Source organism: Streptomyces sp. NBC_00104 (genome assembly GCF_045160825.1).
Taxonomy (GTDB): domain Bacteria; phylum Actinomycetota; class Actinomycetes; order Streptomycetales; family Streptomycetaceae; genus Streptomyces.
The window spans coordinates 4,242,038-4,263,549 of record NZ_CP108215.1 but is presented as its reverse complement, the minus strand read 5'-3'; the positions used below and the strand labels follow the sequence as shown (position 1 = coordinate 4,263,549).

19 protein-coding genes are annotated in these 21,512 nt (G+C 70.7%); 12 read left to right on the top strand and 7 right to left on the bottom strand.

Annotated elements, in window-relative coordinates; all coding sequences use genetic code 11:
* The first annotated feature begins 91 nt into the window (after positions 1-91).
* The 3 genes from OG272_RS18685 to OG272_RS18675 are packed head-to-tail and all read left to right on the top strand — an operon-like array spanning position 92 to position 4,052.
* Positions 92-2,179, top strand: coding sequence for a helix-turn-helix domain-containing protein (locus OG272_RS18685; RefSeq protein ID WP_405894100.1), 2,088 nt, complete (start codon positions 92-94; stop codon positions 2,177-2,179).
* Complete coding sequence (locus OG272_RS18680; protein ID WP_405894099.1) at positions 2,176-3,150, top strand: hypothetical protein; 975 nt, start codon at positions 2,176-2,178, stop codon at positions 3,148-3,150. The genes OG272_RS18685 and OG272_RS18680 overlap by 4 nt, the downstream gene beginning before the upstream one ends.
* Complete coding sequence (locus OG272_RS18675; RefSeq protein ID WP_405894098.1) at positions 3,147-4,052, top strand: DUF6339 family protein; 906 nt, start codon at positions 3,147-3,149, stop codon at positions 4,050-4,052. Before OG272_RS18680 ends, OG272_RS18675 begins: the two co-directional genes overlap by 4 nt.
* Positions 4,053-4,405: 353 nt before the next feature.
* Here OG272_RS18675 and OG272_RS18670 read toward each other — a convergent pair whose 3' ends face one another.
* The 5 genes from OG272_RS18670 to OG272_RS18650 all read right to left on the bottom strand — a co-directional run bounded on the left by OG272_RS18670 (position 4,406) and on the right by OG272_RS18650 (position 10,522).
* Positions 4,406-5,587 carry a DNA cytosine methyltransferase gene (locus tag OG272_RS18670; protein ID WP_405894097.1) on the bottom strand — a complete coding sequence of 394 codons (1,182 nt, stop codon included), beginning with the start codon at positions 5,585-5,587 and terminating at the stop codon, positions 4,406-4,408.
* 138 nt (positions 5,588-5,725) lie between these two features.
* Positions 5,726-6,697 (bottom strand): DNA cytosine methyltransferase, encoded by a 972-nt coding sequence (locus tag OG272_RS18665; RefSeq protein ID WP_405894096.1) that lies wholly within the window; start codon positions 6,695-6,697, stop codon positions 5,726-5,728.
* Positions 6,697-7,095 carry a very short patch repair endonuclease gene (locus OG272_RS18660; RefSeq protein WP_405896034.1) on the bottom strand — a complete coding sequence of 133 codons (399 nt, stop codon included), beginning with the start codon at positions 7,093-7,095 and terminating at the stop codon, positions 6,697-6,699. The genes OG272_RS18665 and OG272_RS18660 overlap by 1 nt, the downstream gene beginning before the upstream one ends.
* A gap of 604 nt (positions 7,096-7,699) precedes the next feature.
* A complete protein-coding gene (locus OG272_RS18655) occupies positions 7,700-8,710 on the bottom strand; it encodes a hypothetical protein (protein ID WP_405894095.1) in 1,011 nt (336 codons plus the stop codon).
* Positions 8,711-8,965: 255 nt separating this feature from the next.
* The gene (locus OG272_RS18650) at positions 8,966-10,522 is read right to left on the bottom strand and encodes a beta-1,6-galactanase (protein ID WP_326582510.1); all 1,557 of its coding nucleotides are present in this window, start codon (positions 10,520-10,522) and stop codon (positions 8,966-8,968) included.
* Between the two features lie 311 nt (positions 10,523-10,833).
* Here OG272_RS18650 and OG272_RS18645 point away from each other — a divergent pair, with 311 nt between their 5' ends.
* The 3 genes from OG272_RS18645 (at position 10,834) to OG272_RS18635 (ending at position 13,098) form a co-directional block, all read left to right on the top strand.
* Positions 10,834-11,142, top strand: a complete 309-nt coding sequence (locus tag OG272_RS18645; RefSeq protein ID WP_405894094.1) for a DUF6412 domain-containing protein — start codon at positions 10,834-10,836, stop codon at positions 11,140-11,142.
* 179 nt (positions 11,143-11,321) lie between these two features.
* Positions 11,322-12,101: a YidC/Oxa1 family membrane protein insertase gene (locus tag OG272_RS18640; RefSeq protein ID WP_405894093.1), complete on the top strand. Its 780-nt coding sequence runs from the start codon at positions 11,322-11,324 to the stop codon at positions 12,099-12,101.
* 139 nt (positions 12,102-12,240) lie between these two features.
* Positions 12,241-13,098 (top strand): fumarylacetoacetate hydrolase family protein, encoded by an 858-nt coding sequence (locus tag OG272_RS18635; protein WP_326582513.1) that lies wholly within the window; start codon positions 12,241-12,243, stop codon positions 13,096-13,098.
* 334 nt (positions 13,099-13,432) lie between these two features.
* On the opposite strand, the gene OG272_RS18630 is transcribed toward OG272_RS18635, so the two are convergent.
* Positions 13,433-13,942: a heme-degrading domain-containing protein gene (locus OG272_RS18630; RefSeq protein WP_327729533.1), complete on the bottom strand. Its 510-nt coding sequence runs from the start codon at positions 13,940-13,942 to the stop codon at positions 13,433-13,435.
* Positions 13,939-15,036, bottom strand: a complete 1,098-nt coding sequence (locus tag OG272_RS18625) for a Gfo/Idh/MocA family oxidoreductase (protein ID WP_405894091.1) — start codon at positions 15,034-15,036, stop codon at positions 13,939-13,941. The genes OG272_RS18630 and OG272_RS18625 overlap by 4 nt, the downstream gene beginning before the upstream one ends.
* Positions 15,037-15,092: 56 nt before the next feature.
* Here OG272_RS18625 and OG272_RS18620 point away from each other — a divergent pair, with 56 nt between their 5' ends.
* The 6 genes from OG272_RS18620 to OG272_RS18595 all read left to right on the top strand — a co-directional run bounded on the left by OG272_RS18620 (position 15,093) and on the right by OG272_RS18595 (position 21,507).
* Complete coding sequence (locus tag OG272_RS18620) at positions 15,093-16,292, top strand: ROK family transcriptional regulator (RefSeq protein ID WP_327729535.1); 1,200 nt, start codon at positions 15,093-15,095, stop codon at positions 16,290-16,292.
* A 294-nt stretch (positions 16,293-16,586) separates the two neighbouring features.
* Positions 16,587-17,138 (top strand): SigE family RNA polymerase sigma factor, encoded by a 552-nt coding sequence (locus tag OG272_RS18615; protein WP_326582516.1) that lies wholly within the window; start codon positions 16,587-16,589, stop codon positions 17,136-17,138.
* The gene (locus tag OG272_RS18610; protein ID WP_405894089.1) at positions 17,135-18,481 is read left to right on the top strand and encodes a PQQ-binding-like beta-propeller repeat protein; all 1,347 of its coding nucleotides are present in this window, start codon (positions 17,135-17,137) and stop codon (positions 18,479-18,481) included. Before OG272_RS18615 ends, OG272_RS18610 begins: the two co-directional genes overlap by 4 nt.
* A gap of 341 nt (positions 18,482-18,822) precedes the next feature.
* Complete coding sequence (locus OG272_RS18605; RefSeq protein WP_405894088.1) at positions 18,823-19,710, top strand: cell wall protein; 888 nt, start codon at positions 18,823-18,825, stop codon at positions 19,708-19,710.
* 170 nt (positions 19,711-19,880) lie between these two features.
* Positions 19,881-20,660 (top strand): HAD-IIA family hydrolase, encoded by a 780-nt coding sequence (locus OG272_RS18600; RefSeq protein WP_326582519.1) that lies wholly within the window; start codon positions 19,881-19,883, stop codon positions 20,658-20,660.
* Positions 20,661-20,808: 148 nt separating this feature from the next.
* Positions 20,809-21,507, top strand: coding sequence for a hypothetical protein (locus tag OG272_RS18595; protein ID WP_326582520.1), 699 nt, complete (start codon positions 20,809-20,811; stop codon positions 21,505-21,507).
* The last annotated feature ends 5 nt before the right edge of the window (positions 21,508-21,512 follow it).

Below are 21,512 nucleotides of genomic sequence, written 5' to 3'. Positions count from 1 at the left end.
TCGCACATGTCTATTGAAATTTGACAGTGACGACAACGTCAAACAGGGTGCTACCGTGGCGCTGCCTGGAACCGATGGGGAAGTGGGGGCAATGGAGGACACCGAGGACTTCGGCGTCTGGCTTGGGCGCCAGTTGCGCCGCAGCGGGATGTCGCAGGCCGAGTTCGCTCAGCAGCTGGACCTGACGCGCGCGGCGGTGTCGGCGTGGGTCACCGGCAGGGCACGGCCGCGGGCGGAGATGATGGTCAGGATCGCCGAGATCCTGGAAACAGACGTCGCCACCCTTGTCACCAGGGACGCCGACGCCGGATCGGCCCGACCGATCGGCTGGTATCACCGGATCGCCCACCACGACGGCGGTCGGGAGTACGGCAACGCGGCCGCCTTCGCCTTCGATGCGAACCTGGCTGTACTGGCCCGGGAGGTCACGCAGAACTCCCTGGACGAGCGGCTGGACCCGCGACGTCCGGTGCGGGTGCGCTTCACCCTGCATGAGCTGACCGGTGAACACCTGCACTCCTTCCTCTCCGCGCTGAAGTGGGACGAGCTGGAGCCCCACTACACAGCGGCGGCACGGTCCCGGCAGAAGGTCGGCCGGGTCCTCGCCGAGGGGCTTCGGGCGTTGCGCGAGGATTCCTCTCTTCTGCTTCTCCGGGTGGATGACTACAACGCCTCGGGTCTGACTGGACCCGAATACGGGGACGGCCGGTACGCCGCTGTGGTCCGCCGGCAGCTCGACAGTCACAAAAGCAACGACCGGGCCGGTGGTTCGTACGGGCTGGGGAAGGCCACCCTGTGGGCAGCGAGTCGGCTGGGTCTGGTGCTGATCAACAGCACCCTGTCCGAGACGCATGAGGGGCGGACAGCCCGCCGGGTGGTCGGACGTCTCGACCTTCCTTGGCGGGAGGTCGACGGAATCGCCTACGCCGGACCTGCCTGGCTCGGTGAGCCGGACACGGAGAAAGAGCACGAAGGCGTCTCCCGCTCCTGGTGGGCGGACGAGCGTGTGGTCGCCGATCTGCGACTCGATCGGGACAGCGACGATCCGGGAACTTCCTTCCTCGTCGTCGGCGCTCACGACGCGGCCGGCAACAACGACACCCTGGAGGACCTGCACGGGGCCCTCAGTCGGGCGCTGGCCGACAATTTCTGGGCCGCCATGACCTCCGGTCGTTCGACGTCGGCCATGCTGGAAGCATCAGTCCGCGCTCTTCGCAATGGTGAATTCGTGGTTCCGGAGCGGCGGGTTGATCCGCTCGATCGGCACCCGGCGCTGACCCACGCGCTCCGGGCGTACATCGACGGCGAGACGGTCGACGAGCTCACGGCCACCGGACAGGTCGCCGCCGTGGAGGTCGCCCTTGTCGTCCCGCCGCTGCGGGCCGCCGGGCGTAGGGCTGAAGGACACAGCCACCGTGCCGTGCTCCTGGTCACTCCTGCCGCCGACATGGACGAGGAGCACAGCCGTATCACCTGCATGCGCGGCACCCGGATGACTGTCACGGCCCGGCGTCCGCGCGGCCTGCGTCCGGGAGTGGACCCCTTCCAGGCTGTCCTGCTCGCCGGTTTCGCCACCGGCGACGACGGCGCGGCGACGCATGCCGCCGAGGCGTTCCTACGAGCCGCCGAGCCTCCGGAGCACGACAGATGGGGAGCGACGGAGGAACTTACCGCCGCCTATGCCAACGCGCCTCGACGACTGACCGAGTTCAACGCGGCCATGGACTCTGCGCTGCGGGGCGTGATCGGTCGCCGGACTGCCGGTCATGGTTCGACCGGACCCGAGGTCCTCCGGAAGCTGCTGCGCCTTGATGCGCCCGCCGCGGTGAGTGGTCGTCGTGGCCACGGACACCCGCTCGTGGACCGGGTCGTCGGCAAGGTGGACAGAGACGGGGCCTGGACCTTGGACGTGACGCTGTCCGTCCCGCAGCGCGACGACCGCTGGCAGCTACTGCCGGTGGTCAAGTTCGATGTGCGATCAGGGGGGCGTCCTTCATTGGAGTGGGCGGAGCTGTCCGCGAAGGAGAACTGCGAGATCGTCGACGGCAGGCTGCTCGTCGATCCGGACGTACGGTCGGCGCGCTTCGGTGGCGTCACGGCTGTCGGCAGCCACCCGGTGGCCGCCGCCATGGCCGGTGTGATCGTGGACATCCAACAGGCACGGGAGGCTTCGGCGTGAGCACCGTGTACGCGTACCCGACCTTGGTGGGGAAGATCGAGGTCACCGTCCGAGGGGCGAGCATAGACGGGAAGCCGCTGCAGCTCTCGCTGATCTCCCAACGCGATCAGGTCGTCGCCCTTCATCAGATCGAGCGGGACGACTGGACCGAAGGCGTACTCGATCTCGAAGTCTCCCTTCCCATGGACGAATTGGCCGACGGCCCTTGGTCCGGAGTCACGTGCGTCGCCGTACTGTCCGAGGGAGCCACCAACACCCGCAGGGTGAGTCGCCTGGAACGCCGTCGTGACGACACCCACTGGCGAGGCGAGGTCCGAGTGCGCCGCTCCACTCACGTGGCGCGCGCCGTCCTGGACGTGAGTGTCGTCGGCAGTCACGGTGGAGTCGACGGGCGTGTCCTCGGTACCACGGATACGCCCTGGATCGTGGACCTCCTTGCCCGTACTCCCACGAGACAACGCGATCTGGAGATCCTGGAGGAAGATTTCCGAGACGGTCCGCAGGAGCGGCTGCGGCCGTTCATGGATGCGCCTTGGTTGATCGACACCACCGGAGACGTGCCGGCCGTTCTGCTCAACACGTCCTTCGAGGGTCTTCCCGAGCTGCTGTCCGGTGCTCGTGGCCCATTGGAGAAGGCAACCGCGGGACTGGTGGCCGCGCAGATCGCGGGAGAGGTCTGGGCGACGATGTTCCACTCCGCGCTGAGCGACCTCGAATTCGATGAGGACGGCACCCCGCGCTTCCCTGGTGGATGGCGGGAGTCAGTGCTGCGCTCCATGCTTCCCGAGGTGTTTCCCGGGCTGCCCCTCTCCGAGGCCTTGGGCGAGGCCCACAGTCGTCGAGGTGACGGCCGAGGATGGGCAGAGGTTCAGTCGCGGATTCAGTTCGCAGCCGGAAGCCGCGGCCAGGTGCCCAAGAATCTGACGGCGGCCATCCGTGCCGTAACCCGTGCCCAGGAAGTGAGCCGATGAGCCGACACCGCATCGAGCCCCCCGAACGGCTCGCGCTGCTCCCCGGTCACCTCGCCACGGCTTTCCTCACCCATGGGGTACGCGCGGGACAGGACGGCCTGCCGCAGGTGGCGATCCTCCGGGCGAGCACGCCGATCGAGGGTGACTCCGTCCGGTGGAGCGCCGCCCCGGTGCGGGAGATCGTCGAGGAGGCGATGCACAGGTTCGAGGCGGCGCGGACCGACGCCGATGCCTGGCTGGCGCCTCGGCTGCACGCGACCCTGCGGATGACCCGAGCCGAGGCGGCGAACCCCGGTCTGTGGAACTTCCTGGCCCTGGCCGTGGCGCCGGACTTCGTTTTGTGGCGGCACATGCCGTCCGGGGAGTCCAGCGACAGCGCGCCCAGGAGGGTCAACAGCGCTAGATTCGTAGGTCCTCACTACAGCCAAGCTTTCGCCCGACTGTGGTGGGCCGCCGAGTTGTTCCGTGACGGGCCCGATTACACGCCCGCGGAGATCGCCTGCCGCAACCAGGACATGACCAACACGGCGCTCCGGCTCGCTGTCATCGATCACAAGCCCACCGCACTGGCCCTGGTGCGGGTTCTCAAAGGGCTCGCCGACGAGGGAGCCACACGACTCGGGGATCGGGTCAACGCGCTCTGTACGGCAGTCAATACGGCTGGCAGCACGCTCATGTACGAGGTGATCGCTCCGGACGAGGCGCCCGACCACCACGCACTCACCGACTGGATCGACGATGCGGAATCGGCCCCGGCTGTTCCGTGGGACCGGCTTCCCGGAGGGCCGGACGACGGCACCGCTCGGCGTTCCTCCTGCGAGGCTCTGTCGCGGATGTTCGAGCGATTCGCCGCAGAGGCGCCGTTGCGTGACCGGGCTCGGTCCGGGGCGGCGCACGCTTAGAAGCATCGCAGGACAGAGGTGGCGCGTTTGTGGGCGGTGGGCGGCAGTTCGATGTGCGCTTCGGCCCGCATCCCACCATCGCGTGGGCCGAACTTGTCGGAGTGGACAACTGCCAAATGGTGGACGGAGCGCTGCGCTTGGACGAGGCACGCACCGCGACGTTCCGCGGCGTGACCGATCCCACGACACACGCTGTCAGGACGAGCCTGAGCGGTCTCGTCATCCAACTCCGCACCGGCGAAGGGGAGTCGCTGTTATGAAGGTGTTCCCGTACCCGCGCTTGCGCGGAACGGTCTCCCTGCGGGTGGACGCGGCGAGAGGGCCCGGAGGAGGACTGATGCGAGCCCTTCGTCCTACTGGTGGGGAGGGCGCCAGGACTTCAGCGCCTTGATGGCTCGTTCCTTGCGGCTCTCGTCCAGTTCCAGTGCCATACACAGGACGTGCACGGCCAGGAGCGGCGGGATCGCGTTGCCGATCTGCTGCGCGACGTCGGTGCCTCGCCAGGGGTACTCGGCCGGAAAGGTCTGCAGCAGTCCGGCCTCGCGGAACGTGAAACGGTCCTGTTCCGGACCCAGTTCAGGCTCACCGTTCGCGTCGAAGCCCTTGAGGTCGTGCACCGTGTTGCGGCGCACCTTGCCGGTGACGGTGGCCGCTGGCGCGTCGGAGGCGCGGAGTCCCCGCTTCTTGGGGTCACCCCCCGACCCGTAGTTGGAGCGGACTACGAAGTCTGTGGAGCGCGAGTCCTTGAGCGCGTCGCCCATGGAGACCCATGGCTTCACTGACGGGGAGGCCAGGGCGCCGAAGAGCGGGCTCTGCCGGAGGGCGGGGATCGGGGCCGTGGGTTTCTGCGCTGCGGAGTGGCGCTTCGCCCCCTTGCGATAGCGCTGATGCGTCACCGGCGGGAACTCGACACTTCGGCCTCTGCCGTCCCCCTGGTAACGAGCGATCAGCACCGCGCGGCGCCGTGTCTGTGGCACCCCGTACTCCTCGGTGTGCAGAATCTCGCACTCCGCGTCGTACCCGAGCTCGCGAAGGATCTCGCGGTACTTCTTCCACACGGGGAGGACGGTGGGGACCTGCTCCAGTACCACCACGTCGTAGGGATCGGACTTGAGCTTCTTCTCGACGATCCACCGAAGGGGTTGGAGAACGAGCCCGGTGCGCTCGTCGGCCCATTCCAGTTCGACGGCTCTCCGCTCCACCTCCGCCCAAGCCTTTTCCAACTTCCCGACAGTCGTGCTGTCTCCCACGAGCTGGGCCAGGTCCGTCACCTCGTCGAGGGCTTTGTGTCCCTCCCGGTTACCCGCCACTGAGTAGGTCTGGCAGGGCGGACCTCCGGTGAGGACGCGGGCCGAGCACAACTCGGGGTCGAGCGGGTTCAGCTTCGCCACGTCGCCCACCTCGGTGGTGCGGAGACCGGCGGCGTGCCGGGTCGCGCGGGTTGATTTCTCCCACTCCACACCGATTGCAGGTTTTCCGAGCACCTCGGCCGCGATGTCCAGGCCGCCCGGTCCCGCGAAGAGATCGACGATCACAGGTGGATCCTGGTTTGTGCTCGGGTGAGGTGCTCGGGTCATGAGAAGGAAGTGTAGCCGGCCGGGTGGTGTGTACCGTCCGTATCAAGCGGCCGTTCGAGAGCTCGCTATTTCTGCCCTGACCAGGGAAGTCTTCGGTCAGGAACGGAGCGCGTGGGCGATGGCCAGGCCCAGTGCCTCGCCCACCGGCGGCGGGGAGGCGTGGCCGATCTGCCGGTAGCGGGCCGTCTTCTTTCCGGTGATTTCCCAATCCTTCGGGAAGCTCTGGAGCAGGGCTGTCTGGTCCACCGTGAGCCGCACCATGGCGTCCTTGCCGAGTTCCGGCGCCCACGCGAAGTCCCGTCCGGGGATCTCGTCGCCCAGCGAGTGAGCGTTTACTCCCAGCTTCTCCCACTTCCGCTTGGTTCCGGCCGGGCCCAGGTCGGCCCCACCGCGGTTTTTCGACCCGCCGACCAGTGTCGGAGCCACGGTGGCCGCCTGGGCCGCCCAGCGGTCGGCATCCTTCCAGCCACGCGACCGCATGGAGGGCGCCAGGGCTTCGCCGGCCGACACATGATCCGTCACGGTCGGGGACGGCGACCGAAAGGCCGAGAACCACCGCTTCTTGAGCGCCACCAGCACCCCCTGCTTGCGGTCCTGCGGCACTCCGAAGTCGGCGGCGTTGAGGACGAACCAGCCGAACTCGTAACCGAGATGCTCCAGTTCGGCACGGGCGAACTCGTGGAAGTCGTGGAACCTGTCCGAGTCCGCGAGGGCGGGCACATTCTCGACGAGCATGGCCCGAGGCCTGACCCCATGGGCGAGGTAGACGGCGGCCTTCAGTAGCCGCTCCTCCTCGCCCGACTCGGCCCGGGCGGCCGTGGCGTTGGACTTCACCCGCGGTAGTCCCGCGGACAGCAGGTCCACGTCGTAACTCTCCGGGTGCTCGCTCGGGTCGAGATCCAGAAGGTCCCCTTGAAGTACGTTCCAGTGCGGTCGGTTGGCCCGTAGGGTTCGGCAGGCATCAGCGTCCTCGTCCAGGAGCAGCATCGGCTCGAAGCCGGCCCGCTCCAGTCCCAGGGCCAGCCCACCGGCCCCGGAGCACACGTCCACAAAGGTCAGCCCGCTCATCAATTCGTCCCCCGTCCCCGTTGGGCCCTCCGTCGCGTCACCGCCGCTGCGACGCGCAGGGCCACATCCTCCGCCGATTCATGCTCCCAGAACCGCAGGACCTCCCACCCGGCGGCCACGAGGTGCTCGGTGGTCTCCGCGTCACGCGCCATGTTGCGGTCCAGCTTCTGGCGCCACCACTCTGCGTTCGACTTCGGCTGCGTCGCGTGTTGGGGGCAGCCGTGCCAGAAACACCCGTCGATCAGGACTGCCACCTTGACCGATGTGAAGGCCACGTCGATCCGGCGCCGGGCCATTCCCGGCACCGGGAACTCCACGCGGTAGCGCAACCCGGCAGCGTGGAGCAGACGACGAACCGCCAGCTCGGCGGCCGTGTCCTTGCTGGCTTGCCTGCTCATACGTGCCGAGACGGCGGCCGACAACGGCTTCATCGTGCTCAAGGCGGCTGTGCCTCACGATCGTGGCTCGGTCCGGTCGATTGCAGTCCGAGTTCCCCCTGCCCGAGTCGATGGGAGAGCCGTACCGGGGCTGCTGTCCTTGTCGCCTGCGCGAGGTGACAAGGAGAGGTCGAACGCCACCGGAGCCGGCATGGATCGATCGAGTCGTTGGACTGCGGCTGCAGTTCGATTCCATCACAGCGGCGTGGCCAACCGCACAGGGTCTAGGTGATCGAGGCGGCAGTGTGGATGGGGAGCGGCGCTGCCGAGGTTGCCGTTGGACCACTCGCTTCTTTGCAGTGTCCTGCTTCCGCAGCCCGCCTCAAGGGCGCTTTGCGTCGCCTTCGGCGATGGCCCTGCGGGCCACCCTTGACCCGGGCCGCTCCAGCACGGGGGAGAAGCGAGCGAGCGGCCCGGAACGGTGGGTGGCCCGGGTGGGGTGGGGTGAGGTTGGCTGGGCTGTGGGGCGGGGTTCGGGGCGCGTTCTCGGTTCGCAAGCACGCCGATTTTGCATGGCGGCTTGCGGGGGCGAGGGGTCCGGTTCAGTCCCGGCTCGTGTACGCCGTTACGCGCCGTGGCAGCCCTCGTACGCCTGGCCCGACCCGCACCAGCAAGCGCTCCCCCTCTGCGGCGGCCAAGCCACAGCCAACCCCCGCGCCGCCAACGTCGTCGCGTACTGCGGCAGCAGTGTCGCGTCGTCCGGGGATGCGCCCTCCGATGCGGCGAAGGCCTCGTAGGACGGGACCGTGCCCGTGACGATGCCCAGGTTCGGGGTGCCGGAGGACGACAGCTCGCGGAGTGACGCCTCTATCGTCGCGAGGTGTTCCTCGTGGGACGGGTATTCGGACGTCAAGCCCGGGTATGCCGTGACCAGTTCGCCCAGCTCGGCCGTCGGCCAGTGGAGGACCGCTACCGGGAACGGGCGGGACAGGGCTTCGCGGTACGCGCCCAACTCCGCGCGGAGGCGGGAGATTTCGGCCTGGAGTTCCGCCGGGTTGTCCGAGCCCAGGGACCAGACACGCTTCGGGTCGTGGAGCTCGTCCAGGGAGACGGAGGAGGAGTGTTGGGTGTCCGCCACGGCGTCCCACTCGTCGTGGATCGCGCCCAGCATGCGGCGGACCCGGTGGCGGCCGAAGAGGAGGGCGCGGGTGGCGTAGGGGGGCTCCGGGACGTCGGTCAGGAGGAGGGTGACGGCCGCGGTGAAGGTGTCCTGGGCCGCTTCCAGTTCGTCGTGGGCCTCCAGGGCCTCGGCGACGATCACCCACGGGGCCGGGTCGCGGGGAGCGGCTGCGCGGACTCCGTCGATGATCGCGCGGGCCTCGGCCTCGTGGCCGTACTCCCAGAGGTTGGAGGCCTTCAGCGCTCGTACCAGGTGGGGGTTGTCGAGAGGGGCGGACGACGACAGCAGGCGGTCGTAGAGGGCAGTCGCGGTGGGGCGGTCGCCGGCCAGTTCCAGGTGGGCCGCGGCCTGCAGGAGCAGGTGCTCGGCGTCCTCCGGGTAGAGGTCGGCGGTCCGCTCCAGGCGTGCCGCTTCGGCGTTGTGGTCGACGTTCTCGGCAGGCGTGTCGGGGCGCATGGACGACACGGTACTGCCGATGGGGGATGGAGGGGGATGGAGGTGAGACACGGGCGGAGGTGGGAGGGAGCGGGCCAGGGGCGCGCTCCCTCCCACCTCCCCACCTCTGCCTTCGGCTCTCTCCCGGGGGTGGAGCCAGGCACGCGGGCCGGCGGCCGGTCGCCGGTGGTCGGTGGCCGACGGCTTCCGGCCCGCGCGCCGGTGGGTTCCAGTCCGCGCGCCGGTTCTTCTAGATCGTCACCGCGCGTCGGTTCTCTAGATCGTCACCCCGTCGATCTGCAGCGTCTGCACCGCCCCCGCCGCGAACGGCACCGCCACCGACTTGCCGCTCAGGCGGGTGTCCGAGTACGCGCGGTAGCGGTCGGTGCCGCCCGAGGTGTGGGTGTTCCAGCGGGGGACCAGGCCGTTCGTGCCGCCCGTCACGGTGGTGAAGCGCGAGAGGTCGAAGGTCAGGGTCTGGGCGGACGTCGAGGTGTTGATCGCCACGATCACCAGGCGCTTCGCCGCCGCGTCGTACGCCGCCGCCGAGTAGCTCGAACCCGCGTCCAGGATCGTCATGCCCGGGCGGATGTGGCGGCTGAACTGGGCCATCACGTAGTACTTGGTCTGGACGGTCGTCGGCTGGAGGGTGTTCGCGTCGTACGCGATCATCGCCCAGCCCGCCGTCGGGTCCATCACCTGCCAGTAGACCCAGGCCGTGGGGTGCAGCCAGCGGAAGTCGTAACAGAGGTTGCGGGCGAGGGTCCAGCCCGTGCCGTCGCTGTCGCCCGTCTCCGAGTTCCAGAGCTTCTTGCCGGAGGTGGTGACCACGTCCGTGTAGAGGAGGTCGCGGCGGCCCCCCGCGCCCTGGTAGCCGTGTACGTTCACCTGGCTGACCAGGGCCTTCGTGGAGGAACCGAAGGAGTTCCACGTCGAGCGGGCCGTGTCGTAGTTCGTCTCGTCCGAGGCCGAGATACGGACCGACGTCAGGCCGCGCGCGTCCAGCTCGCTGCGCATGTACGGGAGTACGGCGGCCTGGACCGCCGGGTCCATGTGGCAGCCCTCCTGGGTGCCGGTCGCCGTCCACCATGACGACGCCGGCTCGTTGAAGGGGTCGACCGTCGCGAAGTTCACGCCCCAGTTGTTCTTGGCGTAGAGGGCCACGGCCGCCAGGTGGGAGGCGTGCTGGCGGTAGTTCCAGGACTGGAGGTTGTTGCCGCCGCCCGCCGCGCCCGAGGGGTTGTGGTTCAGGCACATCCACCACATCGGGGAGTTGGCGAAGAGCTCGGTGGTCGCGCCTCGGGCCACCGCCTTCGTCAGGGCCGCGCGCTGGTTCGGGTCCGCCGTCCAGTCCCAGGCCGAGGAGGTCGGGTTCTCGTTGTTCCAGTCCTGCCAGAAGCCCTCGATCTGCTTGAACGCGGGGATGTTCGCCGACTCGACCATGGTCGAGCCCTCCACCGTGTTCCAGCTGCACGCGCCGAGGTTGTAGCGGGCGATGTTCATGCCCAGGCCGGGCAGGGCCGTGCCGTTGTACGTCGTCGTCTTGGTGGTGAACCACAGGTCGGCGAAGTCGTCCCGGGCGCCGAAGACGTTGGCCCACCAGGCGAGCGAGGTGCCCCAGCCCTCCCAGGTGCCGTACTTCGTCGCGGGGTTGATGGCGAGGGTCGCGTCCGCGTGGGCGGTGCCCGTGCCGAGGGCGGTGCCCACGACCGCGCCGCCGGCCGCCGCCAGGAGGGCTCTGCGGCCGAAGGCGGAGGGGCGGTCGGCCGTCGCGCTGTCCGCTTCCGCGGTCGGTCTCGCCTGGTCGTGTTCGTGATCGGGGGATGCAGCCATGTCAGCTCCGGGGGATGCGGGTGCCGAGGGGAGAGAAGGTGGGGATGGGGGAGCCGCCACCTACCAAACTGCTCAAGAGGGACACCGGAAGAGTCAGGGGTGAACAGTGGGGTTGTCGAGAGGTGTGACAGCGCTTTCTTCGATTTCTTTCAAGGGTTATGAGAAGGGGAGATGGAAGGGCGCGGGGCGTTGTCGCTGGGGGATGCTGCGCTCGGCGCGGCTCAGATGAGAGCATGTGTGCGAGTGGGCCGAGTGTGCCCGGGGCGAGCCCGGGCAGGCTGTGGCCGATCGGAGAGAGGGGGGAAGCCGTGATGCGTAGCTGGGTCGGTCCGCGTCCCGCCGCGATGCTTCTGCTGCTCTTCTTCGAGGTCGCCGTCCTCGACACCGGCACGCTCTCCGCGGCCGTCGCCTTCGCCGCGACCGCCGCGGCCGGTTCCGCGTTCGCCGCCTGCGCGCTGATCGCCTCGCGCTGCGCGCCCGTCGTACCCCGGACGCGCGTACGGACGGCCATACGGGACCGTGAGCGCCGTACGGCGTTCCTGCCCCAACGTGATCCCGACGCCCGTGGCCGTACGCGGCCCCGGGCGCCCGGACGTGCCCTCCTGACGGCCACCGCGTAGGGCACGCCCACCCCAGCCACTCACCTGACTGCACGTGCGTGCCCTTTCCGCGGGCCGTCGCGCCATTCCCCGGTCACCGCACGACGTCGGCGTACTCGACGTACTCGACGTACTCGACGTACGACGTCACCGGATGACCCTTCCCTGGCACGACGAGACCCCCTGGAGGGCTCCCACCCATGTCCGTTTTCGCCGACCTTGTCGCGCACCTCGCCGATCTGCTCCAGCCGCTGTTCCACGCCTCCGCGACGGCCTTCGCGATCGTCCTGTTCACGGCGCTCGTACGACTGCTCGTGCACCCCCTGTCCCGGGCGGCGGCGCGGGGGCAGCGGGCGCGGATCGCCCTGCAGCCGCAGATCGCCGAGCTGCGGAAGAAGCACGCGAAGAACCCGGAGAAGCTGCAGAAGGCCATGCTGGAGCTGCACACGAAGGAGAAGGTGTCGCCGCTGTCCGGCTGCCTGCCCAGCCTCTGCCAGCTGCCGGCCTTCTTCCTCCTCTACCACCTGTTCTCCAACCGGACGATCGGCGGCGAGGCCAACGCCCTCCTCACCCACCAGCTCTTCGCCGCCCCGCTCGGCGACCGCTGGCACGACGCGCTGGGCGACGGCGGTGTGTTCGGGCCGCAGGGGCTCGTCTACGTGGGGCTGTTCGTGATCGTCACGGGGGTCGCGGCGTTCAACTTCCGGCGTACGAAGCGGATGATGGCGGCGGGTACGGCCGGGATGCCGGCCGTGTCGGACGAGCAGCTGCCCGGGATGGCGGCGAGCATGGGGGCCGTCAGCAGGTTCATGCCGTTCATGTCCTTCTTCACACTGGTCAGCGTGGCGGTGGTGCCGCTCGCGGCCGCGCTGTACGTGGTGACCAGTACGACGTGGAGTGCGGTGGAGCGGGCGGCGCTCTATCCCCTGCCGTCGGCCGGGGCAGCCGCCGGCACGTCGGCGGCGGCTACCGCGCGGTAGCTCGACCGGGGCGGCGGCACGGCCGGTCCACTCCGTGAACCGGGTATTGCGGAGTGGACCGTGACCTTGGAGGATCGACCAGTCCTCCGATGGCTGCACCCATCGGTCGGGCGGTGGACGATCGAGGGAGAGGGCGACCATGAAGCTGCTGCGAGTCGGTACGGCGGGAGCGGAGCGGCCCGCGCTGCTCGACGCCGAGGGAGTTCTGCGGGACCTGTCGGAGGTCGTGCCGGACATCGACGGCGCGCTGCTCGCGGACGACGCGGCGCTCGGGCGGGTCCGGGCGGCGGCCGAGAGCGGTGCACTGCCCGTCCTGGACGCGGCGGGGCTGCGGGTCGGTCCGCCGCTCGCCCGGATCGGCAAGATCGTCTGCATCGGGCTCAACTACCACGACCACGCGCGCGAGACCGGGGCCGAGCCGCCCGCCGAGCCGGTGATCTTCTTCAAGGCGGCGGACACGGTGGTCGGGCCCCACGACACCGTGCTGGTGCCGCGCGGGTCGACCAAGACCGACTGGGAGGTCGAACTCGCGGTCGTCATCGGGCGTACGGCCCGGTACGTCGAGTCGCGTGAGGCGGCGCTCGCGCATGTCGCCGGGTACGCCGTGTCGCACGACGTGTCCGAGCGGGAGTTCCAGCTGGAGCGGGGCGGCACGTGGGACAAGGGCAAGAACTGCGAGACGTTCAATCCGCTGGGGCCGTGGCTGGTGACCGCGGACGAGGTGCCGGATCCGCAGAAGCTGGGGCTTCGGCTGTGGGTCAACGGGGAGTTGAAGCAGGACGGGACGACCGGGGAGCAGATCTTCGCGGTGAGTGAAGTCGTGCGGTACGTCAGCCAGTTCATGACGCTTTATCCCGGGGATGTCATCAATACGGGGACGCCGGCGGGGGTGGCTCTGGGGGAGCCTGAGCCGAAGCCGTTCCTTCGGGCCGGGGATGTGGTGGAGCTGGAGATCGAGGGGTTGGGGAGGCAGCGGCAGGAGTTCAACAACGCGTAGGCGCTCCGCTTGGTGCGGGGTGCCTGAGCGGTGGGGGCGGGGGGTGCGGTTCGTTGGCGGCCGCGGGTTGTGTGTGGTTGCTCGCGCAGTTCCCCGCGCCCCTAAAGATGCGCAGTTCCCCGCGCCCCTGAAACGATGCGCAGTTCCTCGCGCCCCTAAAGATGCGCAGTTCCCCGCGCCCCTGAAACGATGCGCAGTTCCTCGCGCCCCTAAAGGTGCGCAGTTCCCCGCGCCCCTGAAACGATGCGCAGTTCCTCGCGCCCCTAAAGGTGCGCAGTTCCTCGCGCCGTTGAAAAAGGCGCGCGGCCCCCGTGCCCCTGTGGGAGCCCGGGGGTTACAAGGTTCCCTTGAAGTGTTCCAGTGCCTTCACCACCATCGTGTGGTCCTCCAGTTGGGGGAGGCCCGAGACTGTCACCGTGCCGATCACTCCCGTGCCCTCCACCGTCAGTGGGAAGGCGCCGCCGTGGGCCGCGTAGTGGTCGGGGTCCAGGCGGGAGGAGGCCTCGAAGGTCGTGCCCTTGGCCCGGAAGCGGGCGCCGACGAGGTAGGAGGAGTGGGCGTAGCGCTCCACCACCCGGCGTTTGCGGTCGATCCAGGCGTCGTTGTCCGGGGTCGAGCCGGGGAGGGCGGCGTGGAAGAGCTGCTGGGCGCCGCGGCGGATGTCGATGGCGACGGGGGCGTTCCGCTCGCGGGCCAGGTCCACCAGGAGGGAGCCCAGGGCCCACGCGTCCTCGTACGTGAACCGGGGGAGCACCAGACGGCGTTCCTGGGCTTCGAGTTCGTCGATGCTCGGGTCGGCGGGGGCTGCGGCGTGGGCGGGGGAGGGGGAGGCGTCGGTCGTCACAGCTTCACCGCCGCGCCCTCGGCCGCCGACCTGCGCGCCGCTTCCAGTACGTCCAGCGCGGCGGCGGCCTCGTGTGCCGTGACCGGGTTCTCGCCGGTGCCGCGCAGGGCGGCGGCCACGGCGGCGTAGTACGCGGGGTAGTCGCCGGGGACGGTCGGGACGGGGCGGCCGCCGTCGGTCAGGGGGGAGTCGCCGGCGCCGATACGGCCCCAGAGTTCCTCGGGCTCCTGGCCCCAGTCGGCGCCGGGGGCGGGGCGCTCGCCGTCGCGCAGGGCCGCTTCCTGGGGGTCGAGGCCGTACTTGACGTAACCCGCCTCGGAGCCCAGCACCCGGAAGCGCGGGCCGAGTTGGGGGGTGACGGCGGAGACGTGGAAGTGGGAGCGGACGCCGCTCGCGTGGGTGACGGCGATGAACGTGTCGTCGTCCGTCTCGGCGCCGGGGCGGCGGAGGTCGGACTCCGCGTACACGAGGGTGGCGGGGCCGAAGAGGGTGAGGGCCTGGTCGACGACGTGGCTGCCCAGGTCGTAGAGGAGACCTCCGATCTCTGCGGGGTCGCCGGACTCGCGCCAGCCGCCCTTGAGTTGGGGGCGCCAGCGTTCGAAGCGGGACTCGAAGCGGCGGACCTCGCCCAGCTCGCCGGCGGCGAGGAGCCCCCGCAGCGTCAGGAAGTCGTTGTCCCAGCGGCGGTTCTGGAAGACGGAGAGGAGCAGGCCCCGGGAGTCCGCGAGGGCGGCCAGCTCGCGCGCCTCGGCCGCCGTACCGGCGATGGGCTTGTCGACGACCACCGCGAGGCCCGCCTCCAGGGCGGCGGTGGCTACGGGGACGTGCGTCTTGTTCGGGGAGGCGACGACGACCAGGTCCAGCTCGTCCGCCCGGGCCCACAGCTCGTCCGTCGTGACCGCGAACCGTACGTCCGGGAACTCGGCGCGGGCCTGCGCCCGCCGCTCCGGGTTCGAGGTGACGACCGTGTCGAGGGTCAGACCCTCCGTCGCGGCGATCAGCGGGGCGTGGAAGACGGAGCCGGCGAGGCCGTAGCCGACGAGGGCGACGCGGAGGGGCCTGTCTGCGCTGGTGCCTGTGCTGGTGCCTGTCATACCACCCACTTAAGCAACGCTGTTGCCAAAGTGCAAGCGAGAGGGACAATGGGGGTGTGAACGGCAACGGGAACGGCAACGGGAGCGGCAACGGGAGCGGGAGCGGGCGTACCGCAGGAGTGGCCGGCGTGAATCTGCTCGCCCTGCGCAGCCACAACGGAGCGCTGGTGCTGGACCTGCTGCGTACCGCCGGGGTGGCCGGGATAAGCAGGCTCGAGCTGGCCGAGCGGACGGGGCTCACCCCGCAGGCCGTCAGCAAGATCACCGCTCGGCTGCGCGCGGACGGGCTGGTGACGGAGGCGGGGTACCGGGCGTCCACCGGCGGCAAGCCGCGCACCGTGCTGCGGCTCGTGCCCGACGCCGGGCACGCGGTCGGCCTCCACCTCGACCGCGACGAGCTGACGGCCGTGCTCTGCGATCTGACCGGCACGGTGGTCGCGGAGCGGCGGGGGCCGCTGAACCTGGGGGCCGGTGCGGACGCCGTGGTCGAGGGCGCCGCGCGTGAGGTGGAGGCGCTGCTGGCCGCGGCGAGCGAGAGCCGCACCGCGATGCCGGACGACCCCACGCACGAGTCCTACGGCTCCCCCCTCCTCCCCGTACTCGGCGTCGGTGTCGCCCTCCCCGGCCCCCTCGACCATCTGCACGGCATCCTGCACCGGGTCACCGGGTTCCCGGAGTGGGACGGGTTTCCGCTGCGGGCGGCGCTGGCGCGGCGGCTCGGGATGCCGGTGGTGGTGGACAAGGACACCAACGCGGCGGCCCTGGGGCTCGCGGCGATCGCGGGGGCGCACGGCTCCTTCGCCTACCTCCACCTCGGTACGGGGCTGGGGGCCGGGCTCGTGATCGACGGGGTGGTGCACCGGGGGGCCCGGACCCGGGCCGGTGAGTTCGGGCATCAGGTCGTCCAGCTGGACGGGCCGTTGTGCGAGTGCGGGAACCGGGGGTGCGTCGAGGCGCTGTGCCTCGCGGCGATGGCGCGGGGAGACGTGGACGAGGCGGCGCGGGTGCTCGGTACGGGCGCCGCGAACCTGGTGGGGCTCCTCGACATCGAGCTCGTCCTGCTGGGCGGGCGCACCATCGAGGCCCGGCCCGACGTGTTCGTGCGGGGGGTGGGGATCGTGCTCGACGAGTGGGCCCGACTTCAGGGGGAGGACCCGGCCGTGCCGGTGCGGGTGGTCGAGGGCGGGGCGTCGGGGGTCGCGGAGGGGGCGGCCCAGCTGCTGCTCGCACCGCTGTTCGGGCGGGCGGACGGGTGAAGGGCCTCTGATGCGGCTCAGAGGCGGCTCAGAGGCGCGTCTCAGGCGCGTCCGAGACGTGATCGGGCCGCGCCTGGATGTCGCTGATCCCGCGACTGCGCCGTACGCACTGAGCCTCCGCCCTGCTGTGCCGAACCGGTCCTCCGCCCGCCGTGCCTCATCGGTGGCGGCTTTCTCGTAGGTCTCCGCCCGCCGCGCCTCACCGCCTCGGTGCGATCGGACAATCTCGGCCGTTGAGGGATAGCAGCGGGCAGCTCATCGCGTCGTGACGGTTGCCAAGAAGGGGGAGGGTCGATGAAGGCCTCGAGTCACGAAGAGTTCCGGGACTTCGTAGCGATGCGCTCCACCGCGCTGCTGCGGCTCGCGGTGCTGCTCACCGGCGGAGACCGGCACGCCGCGGAGGATCTGCTGCAGATCGCGCTGATGAAGGCGTACGGGCGGTGGACGAGCATCGAGCAGCCCGAGGCGTATGTCCGCCAGGTCCTGTACCGCCAGCAGGTCAACCGCTGGCGGCTGCGCAGACATCGCGCCGAGACGACGGTGCCGGTACTGCCCGAGTCCGGCACGGACGCCGACGCCGGCTCGGACTCCGAGCTGCGGATCGCGCTGTGGGCGGCGCTCGGTCGCCTGACGAAGCGGCAGCGGGCCGTGGTCGTGCTGCGCTACTTCGAGGACCTGCCGGAGGCCGAGGTCGCGTCGCTGCTGGGGTGCCCGGTCGGCACGGTGCGCAGCACCGCGTACCGGTCGCTCGCCAAGCTCCGGGCCCTCGTACCGGAGCTCGGGCCCGAAGGGCGCATGGAACAGGTCCAGCCGCTCAGCTACACGCCGAAGGGGGTCCGGGGATGACGACGGAGCAGGTGGAGGAGAAGGTCCGGGAGACGCTGAACGCGGTCGCCCTGGACCGGGTGAGGGCGCCCGGGGACCTGGCCGAGAAGGTGGTGCGGCGGCGAAGCCGGCGCCGCTTCTCGCAGGTCGCGGGGACGGCGGTGACCGCTGCCGCGATCACCGTGGGGGCGGTGCTCGGCTTCGGGGGCGGCGGTGCGGTCGACCAGGACCGGCCGGTGCGGCCGGCGGCGTCCCCGGAGGGCTGGAAGCCGTGGCAGAGCGACGCCCCGGGCGCCACCGAGCGGGGCTGCCTGGTGGACGGTTCCGCGCTGTACTGCGCCGGGTCCAAGTACGACGCCGCGAAGATCGACGCCAACACCGGCGAGCGGCTGTGGACCGTCAAGGTCAATCGCGAAGGCGACGCGATGTCCAAGCCGTTCGCCGTGCGCGATGGCGTCGTCTACGCCTACCGCAATCACACCGCGGAGAACCTGCCCAACGGGGACTACGCGGGCGGTACCGATCTGATGGCGGTGGACGCCGACACCGGCAAGCTGCTGTGGAAGGTCGAGATGCCGCAGGGCGACCGGGCCGCGATGCTCATCGACGGCGCGGTGCTGGCGAAAACCCCGTCGCCCCGCACGGTGTCGGCCCTCGATCCGCTGACCGGGAAGACGAAGTGGCGCCACACCTGGGACAAGGGCATCGTGTGCCAGCGGACGGTGCTGAGCGGTGTGCCCTATCTCCTGTGCATGCGGGACGCCGAGGACCCGGGCGACACCGAGGTCTTCCGCCTCGATCCCGCCACCGGAAGTGCCGAGAAGGTCACGACGGTCCCCGGCGCGCAGGAGCTCATGGGGACTTCGGGGGGCCGGATGGTCCTGTCCGGAGTGATGGACGCGGACGGAAAGACCTTGCCGTTGACCCTCGTCAGCAGCTCCGGGGAGCGGACTTCGTACTCCTACCGGGTCAAGGGGAAACTGACCACCTTGGACGTCATCGGTGACCGTCTGATCTCCGTGTCCCAGGAAGGCAAGGCCTCGGCCTACTCGCTGACCACCGGAAAGACCCTGTGGACCGGCCCGGTGGGCGTCGAGATGGGCGATGGGGAACCGGTGCCGGGCATCGCGTCTCCCGTGGTGTCGGAGAGGCGGGGGGTCGTGTACTTCTTCAGCCCGACCGGCGATCTGTCCGGCCTCGATCTGCGCACGGGTGAACAGGTCTGGCGCTCTCATGCCGACGCCGAGAGGCCGAAGCCGGGGCCCAACCACTGGGACGAGCCCCAAGTCCTGCTCTACGAGGACGTGCTGGTCGTCGGGTACGGCAGCAAGACCGTCTCCCTGCTGCCGCGGATCGGCGACTGACCCGAAGAACCACAGGCCGGGGCGGTACCTCCGCCCCGGCCGACGCCCTGGTCCGGTGTCCCGGCCGGCCCGGCCGTGTTCCGGAGGTCCCGCGTCCCGGCCGATCGTGGTCCGGTGTCCCGGCTGACCGTGGTCCGGTGTCCCTGCCGACCGTGGTCCGGTGTCCTTGCCGGCCCGGTCCGGCCCGGCCCGGTGTCCAGGTCGGACCGGTCCGACCGCCCGGTCCTCTCTGGCAGTAGGCGTCCCTCGCTCCGCTGATCGAGCGGACTTCCACCCCGATCCCGAGGCACCGGGGCGTGGCGGCGCTCCCCCTCGTAGGTAGATGGCATGGTCATGTGTTCATGCGACTGTGTACGTGCCTGACCCTTCCCCTCGCCACCGCAGCCGCCCTCGTCAGTGGTCCCGCGGCGGCGCTCGGCAGTGCCCCGGCCCCCGTACCCCCGCTCGCGGCAGCGGGGGCCGCGGCGGACGCGCGGCGGCCCGCCTGTGCCGGCGCCGGTGCCGGCAGCGGGGCCTTCCCCATCCGGACCCGTATCCGCGGCGGCCCCGCCGCCTACGTCGCCGGCGGCGGCTTCCACACCTGGGCGCTGGAGCTCACCAACACCACCTCCCGGGCCTGCGGGAACATCCACCCGGTGGTCGTGCTGGTCGACGCCGCGCGCACGCTGAAGCCGACGCAGCCACAGCTGGAGTTCTACGACGACGCCCGGGGCACCACCTCCCGGCCGGTGACCTTCGAACGGACCGACGCGGACGAGCTGGTCGGCGTCCTCGGCGGGGACGGGGACGGCGGCGGAACCGGCTTCACCGTGCCGCCCGGCCGCACCCTCACCGTCAAGGTCCGCCTCTCCCTCACCTCCGACGCGGCCGTACCGAACGAGGTCGTGGCGAACGCGGCCGTGGTCGAGCGGCGCGGCGACGACGGCGAGTGGGTGGGGGAGTCGAACGACTACCGCTTCCGGATCACCGACGGGGAGGAGGGGGACGAGCACGAGGACGAGCAGGACCGCGAGCAGGAGCGCGAGGACGAGGAAAAGGAAGAGGGCGGGCAGGACGGCGGCGGCGGTGCGGCGAAGGAGCGCGGAGGTGCCGTGCGCGGCGAGCGGCGGACGTACCCGGACGAGCTGGCCGCGTCGGGTGTGCGCCAGGCGCTGCCGTACGTGACCGGCCTCCTGCTCCTGTCCGCCGGAGGGCTGCTGACGGTGACGGTCCGCAGGCGAGCCCGGTGACCCGATTGACCCGACGGCACCGGCCCTGCTCCGCCCCCTCCCCGTGCCCCACGTCCACACCCCCGCCGACCTGACGAGCGGGCGGTCTCAGCGGCCAAGATCGACCTCCTTTTTTCAGCCACGTCTCACTAGGGTTGGGGCGAACCCGGACGTACGGCAGGAGATCGCACATGGCAGAGCGCAAGCCCATCGAGTCGTGGCTCACCGACATGGACGGGGTGCTCATCCACGAGGGCGTGCCGATCCCCGGCGCCGATGCCTTCATAAAAAGGCTCCGCGAGTCCGGGCGCCCCTTCCTGGTGCTCACCAACAACTCGATCTACACGGCGCGTGACCTGCATGCCCGCCTCGCCCGCATGGGCCTGGACGTGCCCGTGGAGAACATCTGGACCTCCGCCCTGGCGACCGCCCAGTTCCTGGACGACCAGCGGCCCGGCGGCACGGCGTACGTCATCGGCGAGGCGGGCCTGACGACCGCGCTGCACGACATCGGGTACGTCCTCACCGACCACCAGCCCGACTACGTCGTCCTCGGCGAGACCCGCACGTACTCCTTCGAGGCCATGACGAAGGCGGTCCGGCTGATCAACGACGGCGCCCGGTTCATCGCCACCAACCCGGACGAGACCGGCCCCTCCACCGAGGGCCCGCTGCCCGCGACCGGGGCGGTGGCCGCGCTGATCACCAAGGCGACCGGGCAGAAGCCGTACTTCGCCGGAAAGCCGAACCCGCTGATGATGCGCACCGGTCTGAACACGATCGGCGCGCACTCCGAGACCAGTGCGATGATCGGCGACCGCATGGACACCGACGTCCTCGCGGGCATCGAGGCCGGGATGGAGACCTTCCTCGTCCTCACCGGTCTGACGACCCCCGCGCAGATCGAGAAGTTCCCCTACCGCCCGTCGAAGGTCGTGAACTCGATCGCGGACCTCGTCGACCGCATCTGAACCCGCGACCGCATCTGAACCCGCCGGGCCCCAGGGCCGCCCCGCACTCCGCGATAAACCTCCGGACACCCGTACGGAGCAGTCGCGGCCCCTCCCCGGATGCGCCCCGGCGTCCGGCGGGGGAGTCTCAGGTGACTGGAGGTTCACCATGGGCTCATTGCGAGTCACACTCTGTGCCGGGGCGGTGGCCGCGGCCGCGCTGACCGTGCCGGCGCCCCCGGCCCACACGGCCGACTCGGGGGACGTCACGGTGGTGCCGGCCTCACCGGCGCCCGGCAGCGACATCCAGGTGCGGGCCAAGGGCTGCGGCGGGAAGACCGGGACGGCCGCCTCGGCGGCGTTCGTCGCGGACGCGCAGCTCACCCAGCTCACCGGCAAGAGCCTCGGCACGCTCGCCGGGGAGACCCGGGTACGGTCCTCGCTCGACCCCGGCACCTACGGCGTACGGATCACCTGCGACGGCAGGGAGGACAAGGTCACGGGGACGATCAAGGTCGGCGACGGGAAGCCCACGGGCACCACGCCCCCGGCCACCGAGCGCCCGGCCACCGAGCCCCCGGCGGCCAAGTCCCCGGCGGCCAAACCCCCCGCCTCCCGGCAGCCCTCGTCCCCCGCTTCCCCGGTCGCCCCCGTGCGCGCGGGCGGCGGCGGAGCGGCGGCCGGGCTGGCGGCGGCCGACCCGGCGGACGCGCGGGACTCGGCCGACCCGGCCAACTCCATGGACGACGCCCGGCACACGGGCCCCGGCGCCCGCCACGCGGTGGTCGGCCTGGTCCTCGCCGGGGTCGCGGCGGCGGCGGTCGTGGTACGGGGCGCGCGCCGGGGCCGCCGGCGCGGCACGGAGTAAGGGGT

Bases quoted from the DNA above. Each gene is read 5' to 3' on its own strand.
- OG272_RS18685 (WP_405894100.1), top strand. From the start codon at position 92: ATGGAGGACACCGAGGACTTCGGCGTCTGGCTTGGGCGCCAGTTGCGC.
- OG272_RS18675 (WP_405894098.1), top strand. From the start codon at position 3,147: ATGAGCCGACACCGCATCGAGCCCCCCGAACGGCTCGCGCTGCTCCCC.
- OG272_RS18665 (WP_405894096.1), bottom strand. From the start codon at position 6,697: ATGAGCGGGCTGACCTTTGTGGACGTGTGCTCCGGGGCCGGTGGGCTG.
- OG272_RS18660 (WP_405896034.1), bottom strand. From the start codon at position 7,095: ATGAGCAGGCAAGCCAGCAAGGACACGGCCGCCGAGCTGGCGGTTCGT.
- OG272_RS18655 (WP_405894095.1), bottom strand. From the start codon at position 8,710: ATGCGCCCCGACACGCCTGCCGAGAACGTCGACCACAACGCCGAAGCG.
- OG272_RS18650 (WP_326582510.1), bottom strand. From the start codon at position 10,522: ATGGCTGCATCCCCCGATCACGAACACGACCAGGCGAGACCGACCGCG.
- OG272_RS18645 (WP_405894094.1), top strand. From the start codon at position 10,834: ATGCGTAGCTGGGTCGGTCCGCGTCCCGCCGCGATGCTTCTGCTGCTC.
- OG272_RS18640 (WP_405894093.1), top strand. From the start codon at position 11,322: ATGTCCGTTTTCGCCGACCTTGTCGCGCACCTCGCCGATCTGCTCCAG.
- OG272_RS18635 (WP_326582513.1), top strand. From the start codon at position 12,241: ATGAAGCTGCTGCGAGTCGGTACGGCGGGAGCGGAGCGGCCCGCGCTG.
- OG272_RS18625 (WP_405894091.1), bottom strand. From the start codon at position 15,036: ATGACAGGCACCAGCACAGGCACCAGCGCAGACAGGCCCCTCCGCGTC.
- OG272_RS18615 (WP_326582516.1), top strand. From the start codon at position 16,587: ATGAAGGCCTCGAGTCACGAAGAGTTCCGGGACTTCGTAGCGATGCGC.
- OG272_RS18610 (WP_405894089.1), top strand. From the start codon at position 17,135: ATGACGACGGAGCAGGTGGAGGAGAAGGTCCGGGAGACGCTGAACGCG.
- OG272_RS18605 (WP_405894088.1), top strand. From the start codon at position 18,823: ATGCGACTGTGTACGTGCCTGACCCTTCCCCTCGCCACCGCAGCCGCC.
- OG272_RS18600 (WP_326582519.1), top strand. From the start codon at position 19,881: ATGGCAGAGCGCAAGCCCATCGAGTCGTGGCTCACCGACATGGACGGG.
- OG272_RS18595 (WP_326582520.1), top strand. From the start codon at position 20,809: ATGGGCTCATTGCGAGTCACACTCTGTGCCGGGGCGGTGGCCGCGGCC.